This window comes from Micromonospora sp. NPDC023966 (assembly GCF_040639095.1).
GTDB lineage: Bacteria > Actinomycetota > Actinomycetes > Mycobacteriales > Micromonosporaceae > Micromonospora.
This window is the reverse complement of record NZ_JBEZZJ010000007.1, coordinates 26,760-41,481: the sequence shown is the minus strand read 5'-3', so window position 1 is coordinate 41,481 and position 14,722 is coordinate 26,760. Positions and strand designations below refer to the sequence as shown.

Annotated in this window: 12 protein-coding genes; 7 read left to right on the top strand and 5 right to left on the bottom strand. The window is 74.0% G+C overall.

The genetic code is table 11. The annotated features are described in order from the left end of the window. Nucleotides 1–59 precede the first annotated feature (59 nt). From AB0F68_RS12820 to AB0F68_RS12810, 3 genes are all read right to left on the bottom strand, one after another. Complete coding sequence (locus AB0F68_RS12820; protein WP_357336064.1) at nt 60–3,176, bottom strand: hypothetical protein; 3,117 nt, start codon at nt 3,174–3,176, stop codon at nt 60–62. Nucleotides 3,177–3,290: 114 nt separating this feature from the next. Next, the gene (locus AB0F68_RS12815; protein ID WP_357336062.1) at nt 3,291–3,647 is read right to left on the bottom strand and encodes a VOC family protein; all 357 of its coding nucleotides are present in this window, start codon (nt 3,645–3,647) and stop codon (nt 3,291–3,293) included. Nucleotides 3,648–3,811: 164 nt separating this feature from the next. Further along, the gene (locus AB0F68_RS12810) at nt 3,812–5,113 is read right to left on the bottom strand and encodes an MFS transporter (protein ID WP_357336060.1); all 1,302 of its coding nucleotides are present in this window, start codon (nt 5,111–5,113) and stop codon (nt 3,812–3,814) included. A gap of 131 nt (nt 5,114–5,244) precedes the next feature. Between AB0F68_RS12810 and AB0F68_RS12805 the strand changes: the two genes are divergently transcribed. From AB0F68_RS12805 to AB0F68_RS12780, 6 genes are all read left to right on the top strand, one after another. Then, nucleotides 5,245–8,046 (top strand): LuxR C-terminal-related transcriptional regulator, encoded by a 2,802-nt coding sequence (locus AB0F68_RS12805; protein ID WP_357336058.1) that lies wholly within the window; start codon nt 5,245–5,247, stop codon nt 8,044–8,046. Between the two features lie 123 nt (nt 8,047–8,169). Further along, nucleotides 8,170–8,631, top strand: a complete 462-nt coding sequence (locus AB0F68_RS12800) for an SRPBCC family protein (RefSeq protein WP_357336056.1) — start codon at nt 8,170–8,172, stop codon at nt 8,629–8,631. Beyond that, complete coding sequence (locus tag AB0F68_RS12795) at nt 8,628–8,978, top strand: metalloregulator ArsR/SmtB family transcription factor (protein ID WP_357336054.1); 351 nt, start codon at nt 8,628–8,630, stop codon at nt 8,976–8,978. The genes AB0F68_RS12800 and AB0F68_RS12795 overlap by 4 nt, the downstream gene beginning before the upstream one ends. A 23-nt stretch (nt 8,979–9,001) precedes the next feature. Then, complete coding sequence (locus tag AB0F68_RS12790; RefSeq protein ID WP_357336052.1) at nt 9,002–9,445, top strand: SRPBCC domain-containing protein; 444 nt, start codon at nt 9,002–9,004, stop codon at nt 9,443–9,445. 89 nt (nt 9,446–9,534) lie between these two features. Further along, nucleotides 9,535–10,125 carry an NAD(P)H-dependent oxidoreductase gene (locus AB0F68_RS12785; protein WP_357336050.1) on the top strand — a complete coding sequence of 197 codons (591 nt, stop codon included), beginning with the start codon at nt 9,535–9,537 and terminating at the stop codon, nt 10,123–10,125. Between the two features lie 96 nt (nt 10,126–10,221). Beyond that, nucleotides 10,222–10,848 carry a dihydrofolate reductase family protein gene (locus AB0F68_RS12780; protein WP_357336476.1) on the top strand — a complete coding sequence of 209 codons (627 nt, stop codon included), beginning with the start codon at nt 10,222–10,224 and terminating at the stop codon, nt 10,846–10,848. Nucleotides 10,849–10,854: 6 nt separating this feature from the next. Here the strand turns inward: AB0F68_RS12780 and AB0F68_RS12775 are convergent, their stop codons facing one another. Next, entirely contained in the window at nt 10,855–11,316 is a 462-nt protein-coding gene (locus AB0F68_RS12775; RefSeq protein WP_357336047.1) for a VOC family protein, read from the bottom strand. A gap of 136 nt (nt 11,317–11,452) precedes the next feature. Between AB0F68_RS12775 and AB0F68_RS12770 the strand changes: the two genes are divergently transcribed. Further along, nucleotides 11,453–12,448, top strand: a complete 996-nt coding sequence (locus AB0F68_RS12770; protein WP_357336045.1) for a YafY family protein — start codon at nt 11,453–11,455, stop codon at nt 12,446–12,448. 8 nt (nt 12,449–12,456) lie between these two features. Here AB0F68_RS12770 and AB0F68_RS12765 read toward each other — a convergent pair whose 3' ends face one another. Next, nucleotides 12,457–14,622, bottom strand: coding sequence for a glycogen debranching N-terminal domain-containing protein (locus AB0F68_RS12765; protein WP_357336043.1), 2,166 nt, complete (start codon nt 14,620–14,622; stop codon nt 12,457–12,459). Nucleotides 14,623–14,722 lie beyond the last annotated feature (100 nt).

Below are 14,722 nucleotides of genomic sequence, written 5' to 3'. Positions count from 1 at the left end.
CGGTCCTCCGGAGGGGTGGGCGGCCGAACGTATCGACGGATGCACAACTATTAGGGTTGTTAACTGTAGTTGTCCAGGGCTTCCGTTCCTCGGCGGCCGCGGCCGATCGACAGCAGCAGCCCGGCGGCCGCCAGGGCGGCTCCGGCGACCGCGGCGTACACCGGCAGGTCGGCCGGAATGCCCAGGTAGACGGTGATGCCGAGGATCCGGGACAGCCCCCAGGGCAGCAGGGCCAACTGGTCGTTCCACACCGTCAGCGCGCGCTCCAGGCCGATCACCCCGACCAGGCCGGCCAGCAGTCCGAGCGGGACACCCGCAGCGGTCAGGGTCAGCCCGACGGCGCTGCGCCGCCGCAGGCGGTACCGGTCGCGGAGGACGACGGCGGTGGCCACGAAGAGCCAGCAGAACGCGGCGAACGCGGCGGTGAGGTAGGCGGCGCGCAGGGTCGGCGCGGTCCAGAAGGCGAACCAGTACCGCCCCGGCCCGCGCCCGGCCAGCGCCACCAGGAGCAGCACGCTGCGCAGCAGCGCGACGCCGCCGACCACGGCCCACAGGTGGAACGGGTCCCGCCGGCCGACGACGAGGCGTACGACGAGGGCGAACAGCGCCCACCCGCTGAGGGTGACCAGCAGGTGCGCGGGAGCCGCGAACCAGGTGAACACGAGCCGGCTCGCCAGCAGGACCACCGCCGGGACCAGCCACACCACGATCCGGTCCACCCGGGACCCAGGCGCCGGGAGCGCGGCGACCCGCCACGGCCGGACCGCGCCGAGCAGCAGACCCCGCGCGGCGGCGCCACCGAACCCCCGCCCGCGCAGGCCGAGCAGCACCACTACAAGGATCAGCGCGAGCAGCGCCCGGGCCGCCCAGGCCATGGCCGGGTCCCGGCCGGCGCGCTGCGCCCCGAGGTCGGCAGCGGTGAAGTTGTACGCGGGCAGGTCGAGGTCGCCGCCGTAGCGCTGCCGGTGCCCGTCCCGCGCACTCCGGTACGCCGCCTCGGCCGCCCGCCAGTCGTCGTAGGCGGCCCGGGCGCCGGTGTCCAGCCACTGCGCGTGCCGCAGCACCATGGTCCGGTAGGCGGCCAGCGTCTCGAACAGGTTCACCTGGTAGTCGAGCGTGTCGGTGAAGCGCTCGCGCAGCCCGGCGTCGCACCAGGTCGCCGGGTCGGTGGCGGCGACCAGGTCGCGCATGCGCCGGGCCAGCGTGACGGCCTGCCGGCCCTCGTCGATCGCCGCGTCGATCGCCGCGTCGACGCGACCACCGGTCACCGCGTAGATGCTGTCCAGCGCGGCGGAGTCGCCTGTGGGGATGTCCCACTCGAAGATCCACATCATGGGCGGCGGCTCCAGCCCGAGCGCCCGTACCGAGTTGTCGGCGTACGGCCCGATGTAGAGGCCCTTGGTGACCGCCGGCCGGGACAGCGCCATGGCCTGCCCGATCGCCGCGACGGTGGCCGGGTCGGCGGAGAACGTGCGGTACGCCCAGTCCGCCGTGACCTGCGCCGGGTCGGCGTCCGGGTCCCACGCCAGCCGCGCGACGGCGTAGGTGTTGAGGTCGTACAGCTGCCAGAACCCGGCCCGCAGGTAGAGCGACATCGGCCCGGCGCGCAGCGGGCCGCCGTCCTGGGTCCAGTTCCAGACGCCCTCGATCTTCGGATTGGCGGCGAGGAACGCGCGCAGCGCCTGCCGGTGCAGCGGGCCGAGGTCGTTGGGCAGCGAGCCGAACGCCTCGAACTCGCGCCGGGCCTGGAACTCCACGATGCGCCGGTGCTCACCGGCCAGCAGGGTGGCGTTCAGCGGCAGGTGGCTGTAGAAGTCGCCGAGGGTGTACTTGGTGGACACGATGAGGTGCGGGTCGTCGAACCCGCGCAGCACCCGCGCGTACGACTCCGGATTGGTGTGCAGGTCGCCGACGGCACCGACGCCGACGGTCCAGGTGCGGAAGATGACCTCCTTGCCGGCCAGCCCCGCGGTGTCCAGCAGCGCCCGCAGCATCGCGCGTACGGACGCCTCCGTGGTGACCGCGAGCTTCGACGAGTAGTCCCAGCCGTCCCCGGCGTACACCTCGCCGCCCTCGCCGATGCGGACCATCAAACCGTCCAGGAAGGGCATGCTCTCGAACAGCTCGGCCAGCCCGGCCCGGTAGACCGCCCACAGGCGGGGGTCGGCCACGTCGAGCCCGCCGACGGTCCTGGTCAGGTACGCCTCCAGCGGCGGCGACACCGCGAGCATGTCGGTGAGCAGGAAGACCTTCACGCCCATCTCCTCGGCGTAGCCGAAGACCGGGCCGAACGCCGCGACCATGGCCTTCGCGCGGTCGACGTGCGGGTCGCCGGCCGGGTAGACCGCGTGCCCGTCGCCGACCTTCGCGAAGGTGACGTACTCCAGGAAGCCGGGGACCACGACGGCGTTGTAGCCCTGCGCCACCGAGTGGTCGACGAACTGCCGGAACTGCGCGCCGATGCGGGCCACCGCGTCGGCGTCCACCCACGGCGCGCGCGGCAGCAGCGCCGGCCCGACCACGTCGGTGTTCAGGTTGTAGTCGTCGCCGGCGGCGAACGCGGCGGGGTCGGGTTCGCGGCCGACGGAGCCGGCGTCGGTCAGCCGCAGGCCGAGCCGCGGGGTGACCAGCCGGCCGGCCTCGGCGGCGGGCAGCGCTTCGGTGCCGGAGCGGATCCGGTCGGCGAGCCGGTACAGCCCGGCCGCGATGCCCGCGACGTCGCCCCCCTCGACGGCCAGCTCGGTCCCCCGGACGCTGAGCCGGTACGACTCCGGCGACCCGGCCAGGGTGGCGAGCACGCCCGCCCGCAGCGTGGTCACCGTCGAGAGGTCCGGTGCGGGCGAGCCCGCCGGGGCCCTGGTCCCGGCGGCTGGGCCCCGCGGGGCCGGGGTGACGGCCGGGCGGGGCAGGCCGCGCGCGGCGAGCGCGTCGGCGACGGCGGCCCCGGCCTTGCGGGTGCGCGGCTCGTCCGGCACGACCACCGAGGCCAGCGGCGGCGCCGGTACGGCGACCCGCCGCGGCGCGGCGGCGACGTCCTCGCGTGGCACGGCGGCGGGGGTGTGACTCAGCCCCAGCGAATCGTCGACGACCCAGGCCAGACCCGCGCCGAGCAACAGAAGGACGATCGCGGCGGCGAGCAGCGGGTACGGCCTCCGGGCCGGGATGACGCGAGTCACGCTCGCATCGTAGGGGCGCTTCCGCCGCTGTCCGTCGAGCCGGCGGGAGAACTTTCCGGCGGTGCCCGCGCGGTTCTCGCGGGCACCGCCGGACCGAGGGACAGCGGCTCCCAGTCATCGGTCCTGGAGCAGGCCCAGGACGTTGCCGTCCGGGTCGGTGAAGGTGGCCACCAGGCGGCCGCCGCCGACGTCGTGCGCGGCCTCCTTCACGGTGGCGCCCGCGGCGGTCACCTCGGCCAGCTTCGCCTCGATGTCCGACACGTGCCAGTAGGCCACCGGCGCGGTCATACCCTGCGGCCCACCGGCCGGCACCAGCCCGATCTGCTGGCCCGCGGCCTCGAAGCCGACGTAGAAGGGCGAGTCGGTCTGCGGCGCCATGCCGAGCAGCGCGGCGTACACCGCCTTGGCCGCGGCCAGGTCGGAGACGGGGTGCAGCACGGTCTTGATGCCCTGGGTGGAAGAGTCGGTCATGGTCACTCCTGTGGTCGTGGGTCGCAGCGACCCGGTGGGTACTGCTCCGTCGGCTGTGCTCACAGCATGCCGTCCAGCGCCGTCGGCGGGCATCCGTGGCGACCACGGAACCGCCCACGGACCACGGCACGGATCACGGACGGCAGGCGTCGTGAGGCCGGGCGTCAGGCGTTCCCGCCCGCGACCGGAGCCGCCGCGAGCGCCGGGTCCGGGTTCGTCCGGGCCGGGTGCCGGCCACGCCCGGTGAGCCGGAGGGCGGCCGCGACGGCGGCGCCCAGCGCGATCGTGAGCAGGGCGGAGATCAACAGGGTCTGCCGGCCACCGACCGCGGCCACGACCGGACCGCCCAGCAGGGTGCCCAGCGCGGTGGCGGGAGTGGTCAGCGCGGTGCGGGCGGCGAGCACCCGGCTCAGCGCCTGCGGTGGGGTGCTGTGCTGGAACAACGCGGTGGAGATGGCGGTGAACGGGCCGTAGATCAGACCGCCGAGGGCGAGGCCGACCAACCCGGGCGCGACGGCATCGGTGAGCCCGAGGGGGAGCAGGGCGGCGCCCCAGCCCACGATGATGCTCACCACCACGGGCCACGGCGGGCGATGCCGCAGCACCGCGGCCCCGAGCGCGCCGACGGTGGCCCCGATGCCGAACACCGTCCAGTACAGCCCCAGCAGACCGGGTGAGCCGTGCAGCCCCTGGGCGACGTGGACCGGTAGGGCCACCTCGACCGGGCCGTAGAGGAAGAAGAACGCGCAGGTGACCACGATCAGCCCGAACAGGCGCGGCCGGTCCAGAATGGTGCGCCAGCCGCCGGTCTCCGGCGCGGCCGGCGCCGCCTCGACGGCCGCCGCCGACCGGGTGGAGACCGTCCAGCCGGCCGCCGCCAGGACCGCGAAGCTCGCCGCGTCCACCCCGATCACCCAGCCCGGGCCGACCAGCGCGGTCAGCCCGCCGGCCAGGGCGGGGCCGACCACGAACGCCGCCTGCGCGAACGTGGACAGCAGCGCGTTGCCGGTGAGCCGATCCTCCTCCGGCAGCAACTCCGCGACGAGCGTGTAGGCCCCGGCGCTTCCCCAGGCGTGCAGCAGCGACGAGGCCGCCAGCAACGCCACGTACACCACCGGGTGCAGCAGGCCCGCCACCGCCAGGACCGCGACCGCGCCCAGCGCCACCGCTCGCACCGAGGCGTCCGCCGCCACCAGCTGCGACGCGCGCAGCCGCCGCATCAGCCGGGCGAGCACCGCCGCGCCGATGGGGGCCGGCAGCGCGTACGCCGCCACCGCCAGCCCGGTCCAGACGCCGGCCTGGCCCGACGGGGCGATCTGGACCGCGAGCCAGGCCACCGCGACCATGCTCATGCCGTCGCCGAGGGCGGAGACCAACATGCCGGGGAGGAGCCGGCGCAGCACCGGCTGTCTCAGCAGCCGGCCGACCGATCCGACCCATGACCGCGCACCAGACCCCAGGTTCATCTCTTCCGCTCCGTTTCCCGTGACCGATCTGCCTGTGTCTGAGCGTCGCCTGGCGATGCCCGGGCCGGCATCGGTGCCGACCACGGAATCCACCTCGGATCCGGAGCACGGGGGTGGGCGAGAATGTGGCCATGACGGCGACGGTGGAGATCTCGGCCCGGGAAGCCGACGTGCTGGCCCTGGTGGGGGAGCATCTCAGCAACGCCGAGATCGGGGCGCGGCTGTTCATCTCCGTGCGTACCGTGGAGAGCCACGTCTCCTCGCTGCTGCGCAAGCTGGCGATGCCGGATCGGCGGGCCCTCGCCCGGCGCGCGTCCGAGCTGGCTCGCGCCGACCGGTCCCGGCCGGCGCCGGCCCTGCCGACGCCACTGACCTCGTTCATCGGCCGGGCGCGGGAGCGGGCCGAGCTGACCGAGATGATCAAAACGCACCGGCAGGTGACCGCCGTCGGCCCCGGCGGGGTGGGCAAGACCCGGCTGGCGTTGACAGTGGCCGCGGACGCAGCCGGCGAGTACGCCGACGGGGTCTGGTTCGTCGACCTGGTCCCGGTCACCGACCCGGGCACCTCGGTGGTCGCGGCCGCGGTCGCCGCCGCGCTCGGCCTCGGCGAGCAGCCCGGCTCCGGCCTGGACGAGTCGGTGGTCGCCGCGCTGGCCGACCGGCACGCCCTGCTGGTGCTGGACAACTGCGAGCAGGTGCGGGACGCGGTGGCGCCGTTCGTCGAGCGACTGCTCGCGGCGTGTCCGCGGGTGGCGGTGCTGGCGACCAGCCGGGCCCGGCTGATGGTGCCGTTCGAGCGGGTGTATCCGGTCCCGCCGCTGTCGTTGGCCGGTGACGGCGAATCGGACGCCGTCGCGCTGTTTTTGGATCGCGCGGCGGCGGTGGGGCGGCTGCCGGACCCCGCGCTGCACGGCCACATCGCCTCGGTCTGCGCGCGACTGGACGGGGTGGCGCTGGCGATCGAGCTGGCCGCCGCCCGGTGGCCCACGCTCGGGCTGGACGGCCTCACCGCCGGCCTGTCCGACCAGCTCCGGATGCTCGCCGGCGGTTCCCGCGCCGATGACCGGCACCGCTCGGTCCGGGCGGCACTGGACTGGAGCCACGCGCTGCTGGAGCCGGCCGACCGGGCGCTGCTGCGCCGGCTGTCGGTGTTCGTGGCGCCGTTCACCGTCGAGGCGGCGGCGGAGGTTGCCGGGTCCGAGGCCGGCGTTGTCGCCGACGGGCTGGCCCGGCTCGCCGAGCAGAGCCTGCTCGTGGTGACGGCGTCCCTCGCCGGCACCGAGTACCGGGCGCTGGAGACCATCCGCCAGTACGGGACGGAGCAGCTCGCCGAGGCCGGCGAGCTGGTCGACGCCCGGTCCCGGCACCTGCGCTGGTGCCTGGCCGAGGCCGCCGCCCTGGCGGTGGTACGGGCGGACTGGCGGGCCCGCTTCGACCGGGTGGCGGGCGACCTCCGCGCCGCTCTGGGGTGGGCGGCCGACCGACCGGAGCAGCGCGCGGACGCGTACCGCCTCGCCCGGCACCTGGCGGAGCTGTCCTTCACCCGGAACCTGATCGGCGAGTCCCAGCTGCGCTACGAGCAGGCCGCGGCGCTGGCGGAAGACTCGGCCGCCACCGCGTCGATGCTTCGGCAGGCCGCGGCCGTGGCCGGCTGCCGGATGCGGGGCGACGACATGTACCGCTTCCACCGCGCGGCCGCGGCCGCCGCCCGCCGGGCGGGGGACACCGCCGGCGCCGCCGTCGACCTGGCGACCGCCGCCACCAACGCGTACCGGTTCTGGAGCAAGTTCGCGCGCCTCCCGTCGGAGGAGGAGGCGGTCGCGCTCGTCGACGAGGCGCGCGAGCTGGCCGGCGACGACCCGGCCGCCCGGGCCGCGCTGGCGCTGGCCGAGGCGGGCGTGCTCACCGACGCGTTCGGCGCCGCCCAGGGGCCGGCCGACAACGCCGTTCCGGAGACGATCGCCCGTGCCGAACGGGCGGTGGAGCTCGCTCACCGCACCGGCGACCCGCTCGCCGAGTCCGCCGCGCTCGACTCGCTCACCGGCGCCCGCAGTTGGGCGGGCGACGCGTTCGCCGCCGCGGCCACTGCGCGCCGCCGGATCGCGCTGCTCGCGTCCACGCCGGACACTCCGGCCAGCACGCACGAACTGCTCGACGCGCTCGGGATGGCGACCGAGGCCGGCCTCGGCGCGGGCGACCTGCCGGGCGCCCGCCGGTGGGCCCGGCAACTCGCGGATCATCCGTTGCTGGCCGAGGTCGGCCATCGGGCCACGAGCTGGCTGCTGGTGGCCGACGCGCTGGCGGGCAACGTCGACGAGGTGCTCACCGGCGGCGTCCGGTTCCTCGAAGCGTGGCAACGGGCCGGCAGCCCCGCCAGGTCGGTCCTCGGTCCGGCGGTGGCCGGGGTGGCGATGATCCACGGCCTCCGCGACGACCTCGACGCCCAGCGCGAATGGAACGGGGTGCTGAAACAGCTCGGCACCCCGCCCGAGCACGTCTACGGCTACGGCGCGGTCTTCGACGCGATGCTCATGCTCCATCACGGACAGGCCGGCGACGCGTTGGCGCGGCTGGCGCCCGAGCCCGGCGACGTGTGGAAGTGGGTCACCTGGATCTGGCTTCACTGGTACGTGGCGCTGCGTGCCGAGGCCACCGTGCTCGCCGGAAGCCCCGACGCCGGCCCGCGCCTGGCCGAGGCCCGGCGCATCGTTTCCGGCAACCCGGTCGCCGCCGCCATCGTGAAGCGGGCCGGAGCGCTGCTCGACGACGACCGGGAGCGGCTGCTCGCCACCGTCGGCGCCTTCGAGGCCAGCGGCTGTCGCTACCAGGCGGCACGGACCCTGATGCTCGCCGGCGGCGACCACGCCGCTCGCGGCGCGGCCGCGCTCGCCGACCTCGGCCTCACCCCGATGGCCCCGCGGGCCAGCCGCTAGGCCCGATCCGGGACGAGCCCGCCCCGGGCGCCCGGAGTGCGGCCAGCGAAGCGCAACTGATGGTTGCGCGAGACCGGCTCCCCGGGTACCGTCATCTGCAACCAAAGGTTGCAGGAGGATGTCATGGAGTTCGGGACCATCGAGCGGGAGATCTACGTCGAGGCGTCGCCCGAGATCGTCTTCGAGGTGGTGAGCAGCCCGGACCACCTGAAGGAGTGGTGGCCGGACGACGCGCGCTACGACCCGACGCCCGGGTCGACGGGCGAGATCGTCTTCGGCGACCGCGAGGCCGGCGGAACGGTGGTGCCGTTCACCGTGGTCGACGCGCGACCGCCGCGCACGTTCTCGTTCCGCTGGACGCAGCCGGCCGGCGAGGTCGCGGTGGCGGGCAACTCGCTGCTGGTCACCTTCGACCTGACCCCGTCGGGCCCCGGGACGCTGCTCAGGATGACCGAGACCGGCTTCCGCGAGATGGGCTGGGAGGTCGCCGTCCTGGAGCAGCAGTACCGGGACCACGTCAGCGGCTGGGACTTCTACCTGCCGCGGCTGGTGCCGTACGCCGCGACGCTGCAGGTGCGGGCATGAGCACTCCGGTGGCCGACCAGGTCGACGACGACCTCTGGTCCGCGATCGGGGACCCGACCCGCCGCCGGATGCTCGACCTGCTGCTCGTCGAGGGCGACGGCACCGCGACCAGCCTGAGCCAGCACATGCCGGTCACCCGGCAGGCGGTGGCCAAGCACCTCGGCGTCCTGGACCGGGCCGGCCTGGTCCGGGCGTTGCCGGCCGGCCGCGAGAAGCGCTACCGGGTGGACGACGTCCAGCTCGCCCGCGCGGTGGCCCAGCTCTCGTCGGTCGGGGCGGCGTGGGACGCCCGGCTCCGGCGGATCAAGCGGATCGCCGAGGCGATCCAGCGCACCCGACAGGACTGACAACGAGACAGAGGAGAGTCGAGATGGTGGACATTCTGCACCGCGTCGGGGTCAAGACCCCGACGCCGGAGAAGGTGTACGACGCGCTGACGACCGTCGAGGGCCTCGCCGGCTGGTGGACCGACGACACGAAGGGCAGCGGCGAGGTCGGCGGCGTCCTCGAGTTCCGGTTCCTGCCCGGTGGCTTCGACATGGAGGTCGTGGAGCTGCGGCCGTCCGAGCGGGTGTCGTGGCGGGTGGTGGACGGCCCGGAGGAGTGGATCGGGACCACGATCGACTGGGACCTGCGCCAGGCCGGCGACTACACGATCGTGCTGTTAAAGCACCAGGGCTGGCGGGAGCCGGTCGAGTTCATGCACCACTGCAGCACCAAGTGGGGTTCGTACCTGATGAGTTTGAAGTCGCTGGTGGAGACGGGCGAGGGGGCGCCGTCGCCGCGGGACGTGCAGATCAGCGACTGGCACTGATCGAGGGGATGGTCCGTTCGAAACCGTGCCAACCGGGTACCCGCCGGCCGCGCCCGCTGTCGCCGGGCCAACGGACGGAAGGGACGGCAATGACCAGGATCGGCATCATCATCGGGAGCACGCGTCCGGGGCGTAACGGGGAGACGGTGGCCCGCTGGGTCCACGAGATCGCCGCCAAGCGCGACGACGCCGAGTACGAACTCGTCGACATCAAGGACTTCGACCTGCCGCACCTCGACGAGATGACACCCCCGTCGCTCGGGCAGTACACCCAGCCGCACACCCTGCGGTGGGCCGAGAAGATCGCCTCCTTCGACGGCTACGTCTTCGTCACCCCGGAGTACAACCACTCCACCTCCGGGGCGCTGAAGAACGCCATCGACTTCCTCTACTCGGAGTGGAACAACAAGGCAGCCGGGTTCGTCAGCTACGGCAGCGTCGGCGGCACCCGGGCGGTGGAGCACCTCCGCCTGGTTGTCGCCGAGCTGCAGATGGCGGACGTGCGGGCCCAGGTCGCGCTCTCGCTCTTCACCGACTTCGAGAACTTCAGCGTCTTCAAGCCCGGCGATCACCAGGTCGGCGCGGTGAGCACGATGCTCGACCAGGTGGCCGCGTGGAGCGGCGCCCTGGCACACCTGCGGGCCGGCACAACGATGGCCACTCCGCAGTCCGCCGCCTAGCGGTCATTTCGTCGTCGTACCGGCCGATGAGTTCCGGCCGGTGGCGCAGTCTGCCCAGGGACGGATGGCGAAGTGAGAGGAAAGAGTCCCGTGGGCATGCTCGTCGTGACCGAGTTCGTGACGCTGGACGGTGTGGCACAGGCGCCGGGGCAGCCCGACGAGGACCGCGCCGGCGGCTTCACCCACGGCGGGTGGCAGGCGCCGTTGCTGGACCACGAGTCCGGCGACGCCATGTTCGAGCAGGCCAGGAGCATGGACGCGCTGCTGCTCGGCCGCCGGACCTACGAGATCTTCGCCGGCTACTGGCCGACGGCGCCCGCGGACATCCCCTTCACCGGCCTGCTCAACCGGGTGCCCCGGTACGTGGCGAGCCGCACGCTGCACGAGCCGCTGGGATGGGAGGGTTCGACGCTCCTCGGCGGCGACCTCGCCGAGGGCGTGGCCGGGCTCAAGGACCGCCACGACGCGATCCACGTGATCGGCAGCCTCGACCTGGTGCAGTCGCTGTTGCGGCTCGGCGTCGTGGACCGGCTGAACCTGTGGCTCTACCCGCTGACGCTCGGCAGCGGCAAGCGGCTGTTCGCGCAGGGCACCGTGCCCGCGGCCTTCCGGCTCACCGAGTCGGTCACCCACGGCAGCGGCACGCTGCAGTTGACGTACGAGACGGCCGGTGCCCCGACTTACGGCAACCTCGCCGACCCGGCCGCCGGCCGGGCCGGCTGAGCCGCGTCAGTCCAGGCAGAACTCGTTGCCTTCGGGGTCGGTCAGCACGATGTGGCCGGCGCTCAGCGGGGGCTCGGGCTCGTGGCGACGTACCCGCGTCGCGCCCAGCGCGACGAGCCGGTCGCACTCGGCCTCCAGCGCCGCCATGCGCTCGTCTCCCCGCAGTCCGGGAGCCGCCCGGACGTCGAGGTGGACCCGGTTCTTGGCGACCTTGTCCTCCGGTACCTGCTGGAAGAACAGCCGTGGGCCGTGCCCGTCCGGGTCCTCGATCGCCGACCTCGTGTTGCGCTGCCCCTCCGGCACGCCGACCCGCGCGAGGAAGTCGTCCCACGCGGCCAGCGGGTCGGCGCCCTCGGGCAGGTCGACTCCGGGCGGGCCGGGGTGGACGTAGCCCAGCACGTCGCGCCAGAAGGACGACAGCGCCCGCGGGTCGTGGGCGTCGAAGGTGACCTGGAGGTGGCGGCTCATCGGGTTGCTCCGTTCGTCGCGGTGTTCGTGTGCGGGTAGCGGTCGCGCAGCAGGCGGAGTTCGTCCGCGTCCATGTGCCCACTCTGGCACCCCTGGCGGACAGGATCGGTCCGCTATCTCTGGCAGGCTGGGCGGCATGGGTGCGGCGGGCGGCGACGAGCGGGGTACGACGGAGCGGGTGCTCACCCTGCTCGGGCTGCTCCAGCAGCGCCCGGTCTGGACCGGCCCCGAGCTCGCCGACCGGCTCGAGGTGACGGCGCGCACGATCCGGCGCGACGTCGAGCGGCTCCGCGCGCTCGGCTATCCGGTGCACGCCGGCCAGGGCGTCGGCGGCGGTTACCAGCTCGGTCCGGGGCAGCGGCTGCCCCCGCTGCTGCTCGACGACGAGGAGGCGATCGCCACCGCGGTGTCGCTGCTCGCCGGCGCGGGTGGCGCGGTCGCCGGGGCCGGCGACGCCGCACTGCGGGCGCTGACCAAGCTCGACCGGGTGCTGCCCACCCGGCTGCGGCACGACGTGCGCGCGCTCTCCGGTTCGGTGGAGTCCTTCGGCGGGGGCCGCCCGGCGGTCGACCCCGAGGTGCTCATGACCCTGGCCCGGGCCTGCCGCGACGAGGTCGAGGCCGGCTTCGACTACCCGTCCGGGAACGAGGTACGACGGCGGCGGGTCGAGCCCTACCGCCTGGTCGCCTCCGACCGGCGCTGGTACCTCCTCGCCTACGACCTCGACCGCGACGACTGGCGCAGCTTCCGCGTCGACCGGATGACCGAGGTGTCCGCACGGACCTGGCGCTTCCGCCCGCGCCCGGCCCCCGACGCGGCCCCGTACGTGCAGGAGGGGGTGTCGAGCCGGGTCTACCCACACCAGGCGCGCTTCCTCGTGCACGCGTCCGCCGACACGGTGCGCGCGCAGATTCCGGCGTCGGCGGCCGTGGTACGACCGCGGGACGGCGGGCGCTGCGAGGTGCTCAGCGGCGCCGGCAGCCTCGACTTCGTGCTCATGCAGGTGCTCCTGCTGGGGCACGACTTCGAGGTGCTCGACCCGCCGGAGCTGCGGACGCGCTGTCGCGCGCTGGCGGAGCGACTGCTGGCGGCCGGCGCGACGATCCCGGCGCCCGACCCGGAGGGGTCATGAGCCAGAGGTCATGAGTCATCGGTCGGGGTGACGGTGGCGTGCGACCCGAAGGCCTCCACGTCCCACCGTCGGCCACCGGCCAGGACGCGGCGCAGTTGGATCCGTCCGACCTCCTCGGGGAGGTGCGGCTCGGCGACCAGCCGCTCGCCCTGCGGGTGCAGGCCCAGCATCGTGCGCAGGAGCAGCAGCGGCGCCCCGCTGGCCCAGGCCTGCGGGTTGCAGGCGGTCGGGTAGGGGACCGGCCGCGGGCCGAAGGACCGGTCGTAGCCGGACAACGCCTCGGGCAGGCGGTAGTCGGAGTGGGCCGCCGCCTGCAGCATCGCCTTGGCGATCCGGTTCGCCTCCTGCCGATGGCCGTAGCGGGCCAGCCCCGCGGCGATGATCGAGTTGTCGTGCGGCCAGACGGTGCCGGTGTGGTAGCCGATGGGGTTGTAGCCGGTTTCGGCCGTGGAGAGCGTGCGTACGCCCCAGCCGGAGAACATCTCCTCGGACATGAGGTGGGCGGCGACGCGTCCGGCCCGGTCCTCCGGGACGATCCCGCTCCACAGCAGGTGGCCCATGTTCGAGGTCATCGAGTCGATCCGGCGCTTGTCGCCGTCGAGGCCCACGGCGTAGTAGCCGCCCCGGTCGGGGATCCAGTAGTCCCGGTTGAACTGCTCGCGCAGCCGGGCGGCCTCGGTGCGCAGCCGGCGGGCCAGGTCCGGGTCCCGCCACGGGCCCTCGGCGAGCTCGGCCATCCGCAGCTTCGCGTCGTAGGTGTAGCCCTGCGTCTCGCAGGTGGCGATCGGTAGCACCGGCAGGGTGCCGTCGGCGTGCTGCACCCCGTCGGGGGAGTCCCGCCAGCACTGGTTGCCGAGTCCCTGCGGGGAGCGGGTGGCGTACTCGACGTAGCCGTCGCCGTCGAGGTCGCCGTGGTGGTCGATCCACCCGAGGGCGGCGTCGGCGTTCGGGCGGAGCCGGCACACGAGGTCGTCGTCGCGGCTCCACCGCCAGTACTCGGACAGCAGGATCAGCCACAGCGCGGTGGTGTCGGCGCCGCCGTAGTAGGGCCGGTACGGCTTGAGCCCGAGCTGGGTCAGTTCCCCGGTCCGGTACTCGTGGAGGATCTTGCCGGGTTCCTGGTCGGTGAAGTCGTCGAAGCTCGTCGCCTGGTGCGCGGCCAGCACGATGAGCGCGCCCCGAGCGACGTCCGGGCCGCACACCATCGTCTGGTAGGCCGTGAGCAGGGTGTCGCGGCCGAACACGGTGAGGAACCAGGGCAGGCCGGCAGCGGTGAGCACCACGGGTTCACCGCGGATGTTCTTCTCGATCCGCATCGAAACCAGATCGAGCGCCGACTTGCGGTAGACGTTGCCGATCATCTCCATGTCGGCGTGCAGGTGCGGCTTCCCGGCCGCCCAGCGGGTCGAGGGATCCTCCGGTCCGTGGTCGAAGGTCTCGCCGAATCCGCGCCGGACCGGCTGGTAGTCCTCCTCGCCGCACCGCAGGTGCACCTGCAGTTCGCACCGCCAGCGCTGGCCGCGCCGCAGGCGCACCTCCCACACCAGGCTGTCCTCCTCGACGAGATCGGCCGGCGGGTCCGCCTCGACCCGCACCGATGCCCTGTAGTGACCGTTGCGATAGCTGAACGCCAGGGCCGACCCGTCCCGCGCGTGCGTCCGGACGATGTCCGGGCCCCGGTCCCGGCCGGACTCCTTGATCTCGAAGAGGTCCGCGAAGTCGGTGCCCACCGTCAGCCGCAGCCGCAGGGACACCGGCTCGATCCCGAAGTACCGCAGCTCGATCCGCTCGTACAGGCCGTTGCCGACCACCCGCTGCCGCCGGATCCCGACGCGGTTGGCCGGCAGGTCGGGCAGGCCCGCGTTGGCGAGGAAGAACGCCGCCGAGTACGCGTCCACGGTGCCGGAGGAGAGCACCAGCGGCGCGGTGTCGCCGAGGGTGAGCTCCCACTGGTCGAGGAAGCGCGTGTCGTCGTGCACCAGGCCGCCGATGGATCCCCTCGGCACGTTGCCCGCCGGGTCGGAGAACATGAAGGTGCGACCCTCGAGTACGCCGATCGCGTCGGGCCCCAGCTCGGGCGGAAGGTCACGGCACACGCCGCTGGGCACGGGCGTGGACGGTTCGCGGCCCGGCAGTGGATCGGCCGGCGTCGCACGCCGTCGGATCGAGGTCACCCCCGCCCTCCTCCCCGATGGGCAGGACGGCGGACGTCCCGCGCCCTCCTCCCAGCCTAGGAGGGTGGCCGGGCCGATGCGTCGGGTTTGGGCAGCCGCC

Coding starts and splice junctions, on each gene's coding strand:
- AB0F68_RS12815 (WP_357336062.1), bottom strand. CDS start 3,647: ATGACCGACTCTTCCACCCAGGGCATCAAGACCGTGCTGCACCCCGTC.
- AB0F68_RS12810 (WP_357336060.1), bottom strand. CDS start 5,113: ATGAACCTGGGGTCTGGTGCGCGGTCATGGGTCGGATCGGTCGGCCGG.
- AB0F68_RS12805 (WP_357336058.1), top strand. CDS start 5,245: ATGACGGCGACGGTGGAGATCTCGGCCCGGGAAGCCGACGTGCTGGCC.
- AB0F68_RS12800 (WP_357336056.1), top strand. CDS start 8,170: ATGGAGTTCGGGACCATCGAGCGGGAGATCTACGTCGAGGCGTCGCCC.
- AB0F68_RS12795 (WP_357336054.1), top strand. CDS start 8,628: ATGAGCACTCCGGTGGCCGACCAGGTCGACGACGACCTCTGGTCCGCG.
- AB0F68_RS12790 (WP_357336052.1), top strand. CDS start 9,002: ATGGTGGACATTCTGCACCGCGTCGGGGTCAAGACCCCGACGCCGGAG.
- AB0F68_RS12785 (WP_357336050.1), top strand. CDS start 9,535: ATGACCAGGATCGGCATCATCATCGGGAGCACGCGTCCGGGGCGTAAC.
- AB0F68_RS12780 (WP_357336476.1), top strand. CDS start 10,222: ATGCTCGTCGTGACCGAGTTCGTGACGCTGGACGGTGTGGCACAGGCG.
- AB0F68_RS12775 (WP_357336047.1), bottom strand. CDS start 11,316: ATGAGCCGCCACCTCCAGGTCACCTTCGACGCCCACGACCCGCGGGCG.
- AB0F68_RS12770 (WP_357336045.1), top strand. CDS start 11,453: ATGGGTGCGGCGGGCGGCGACGAGCGGGGTACGACGGAGCGGGTGCTC.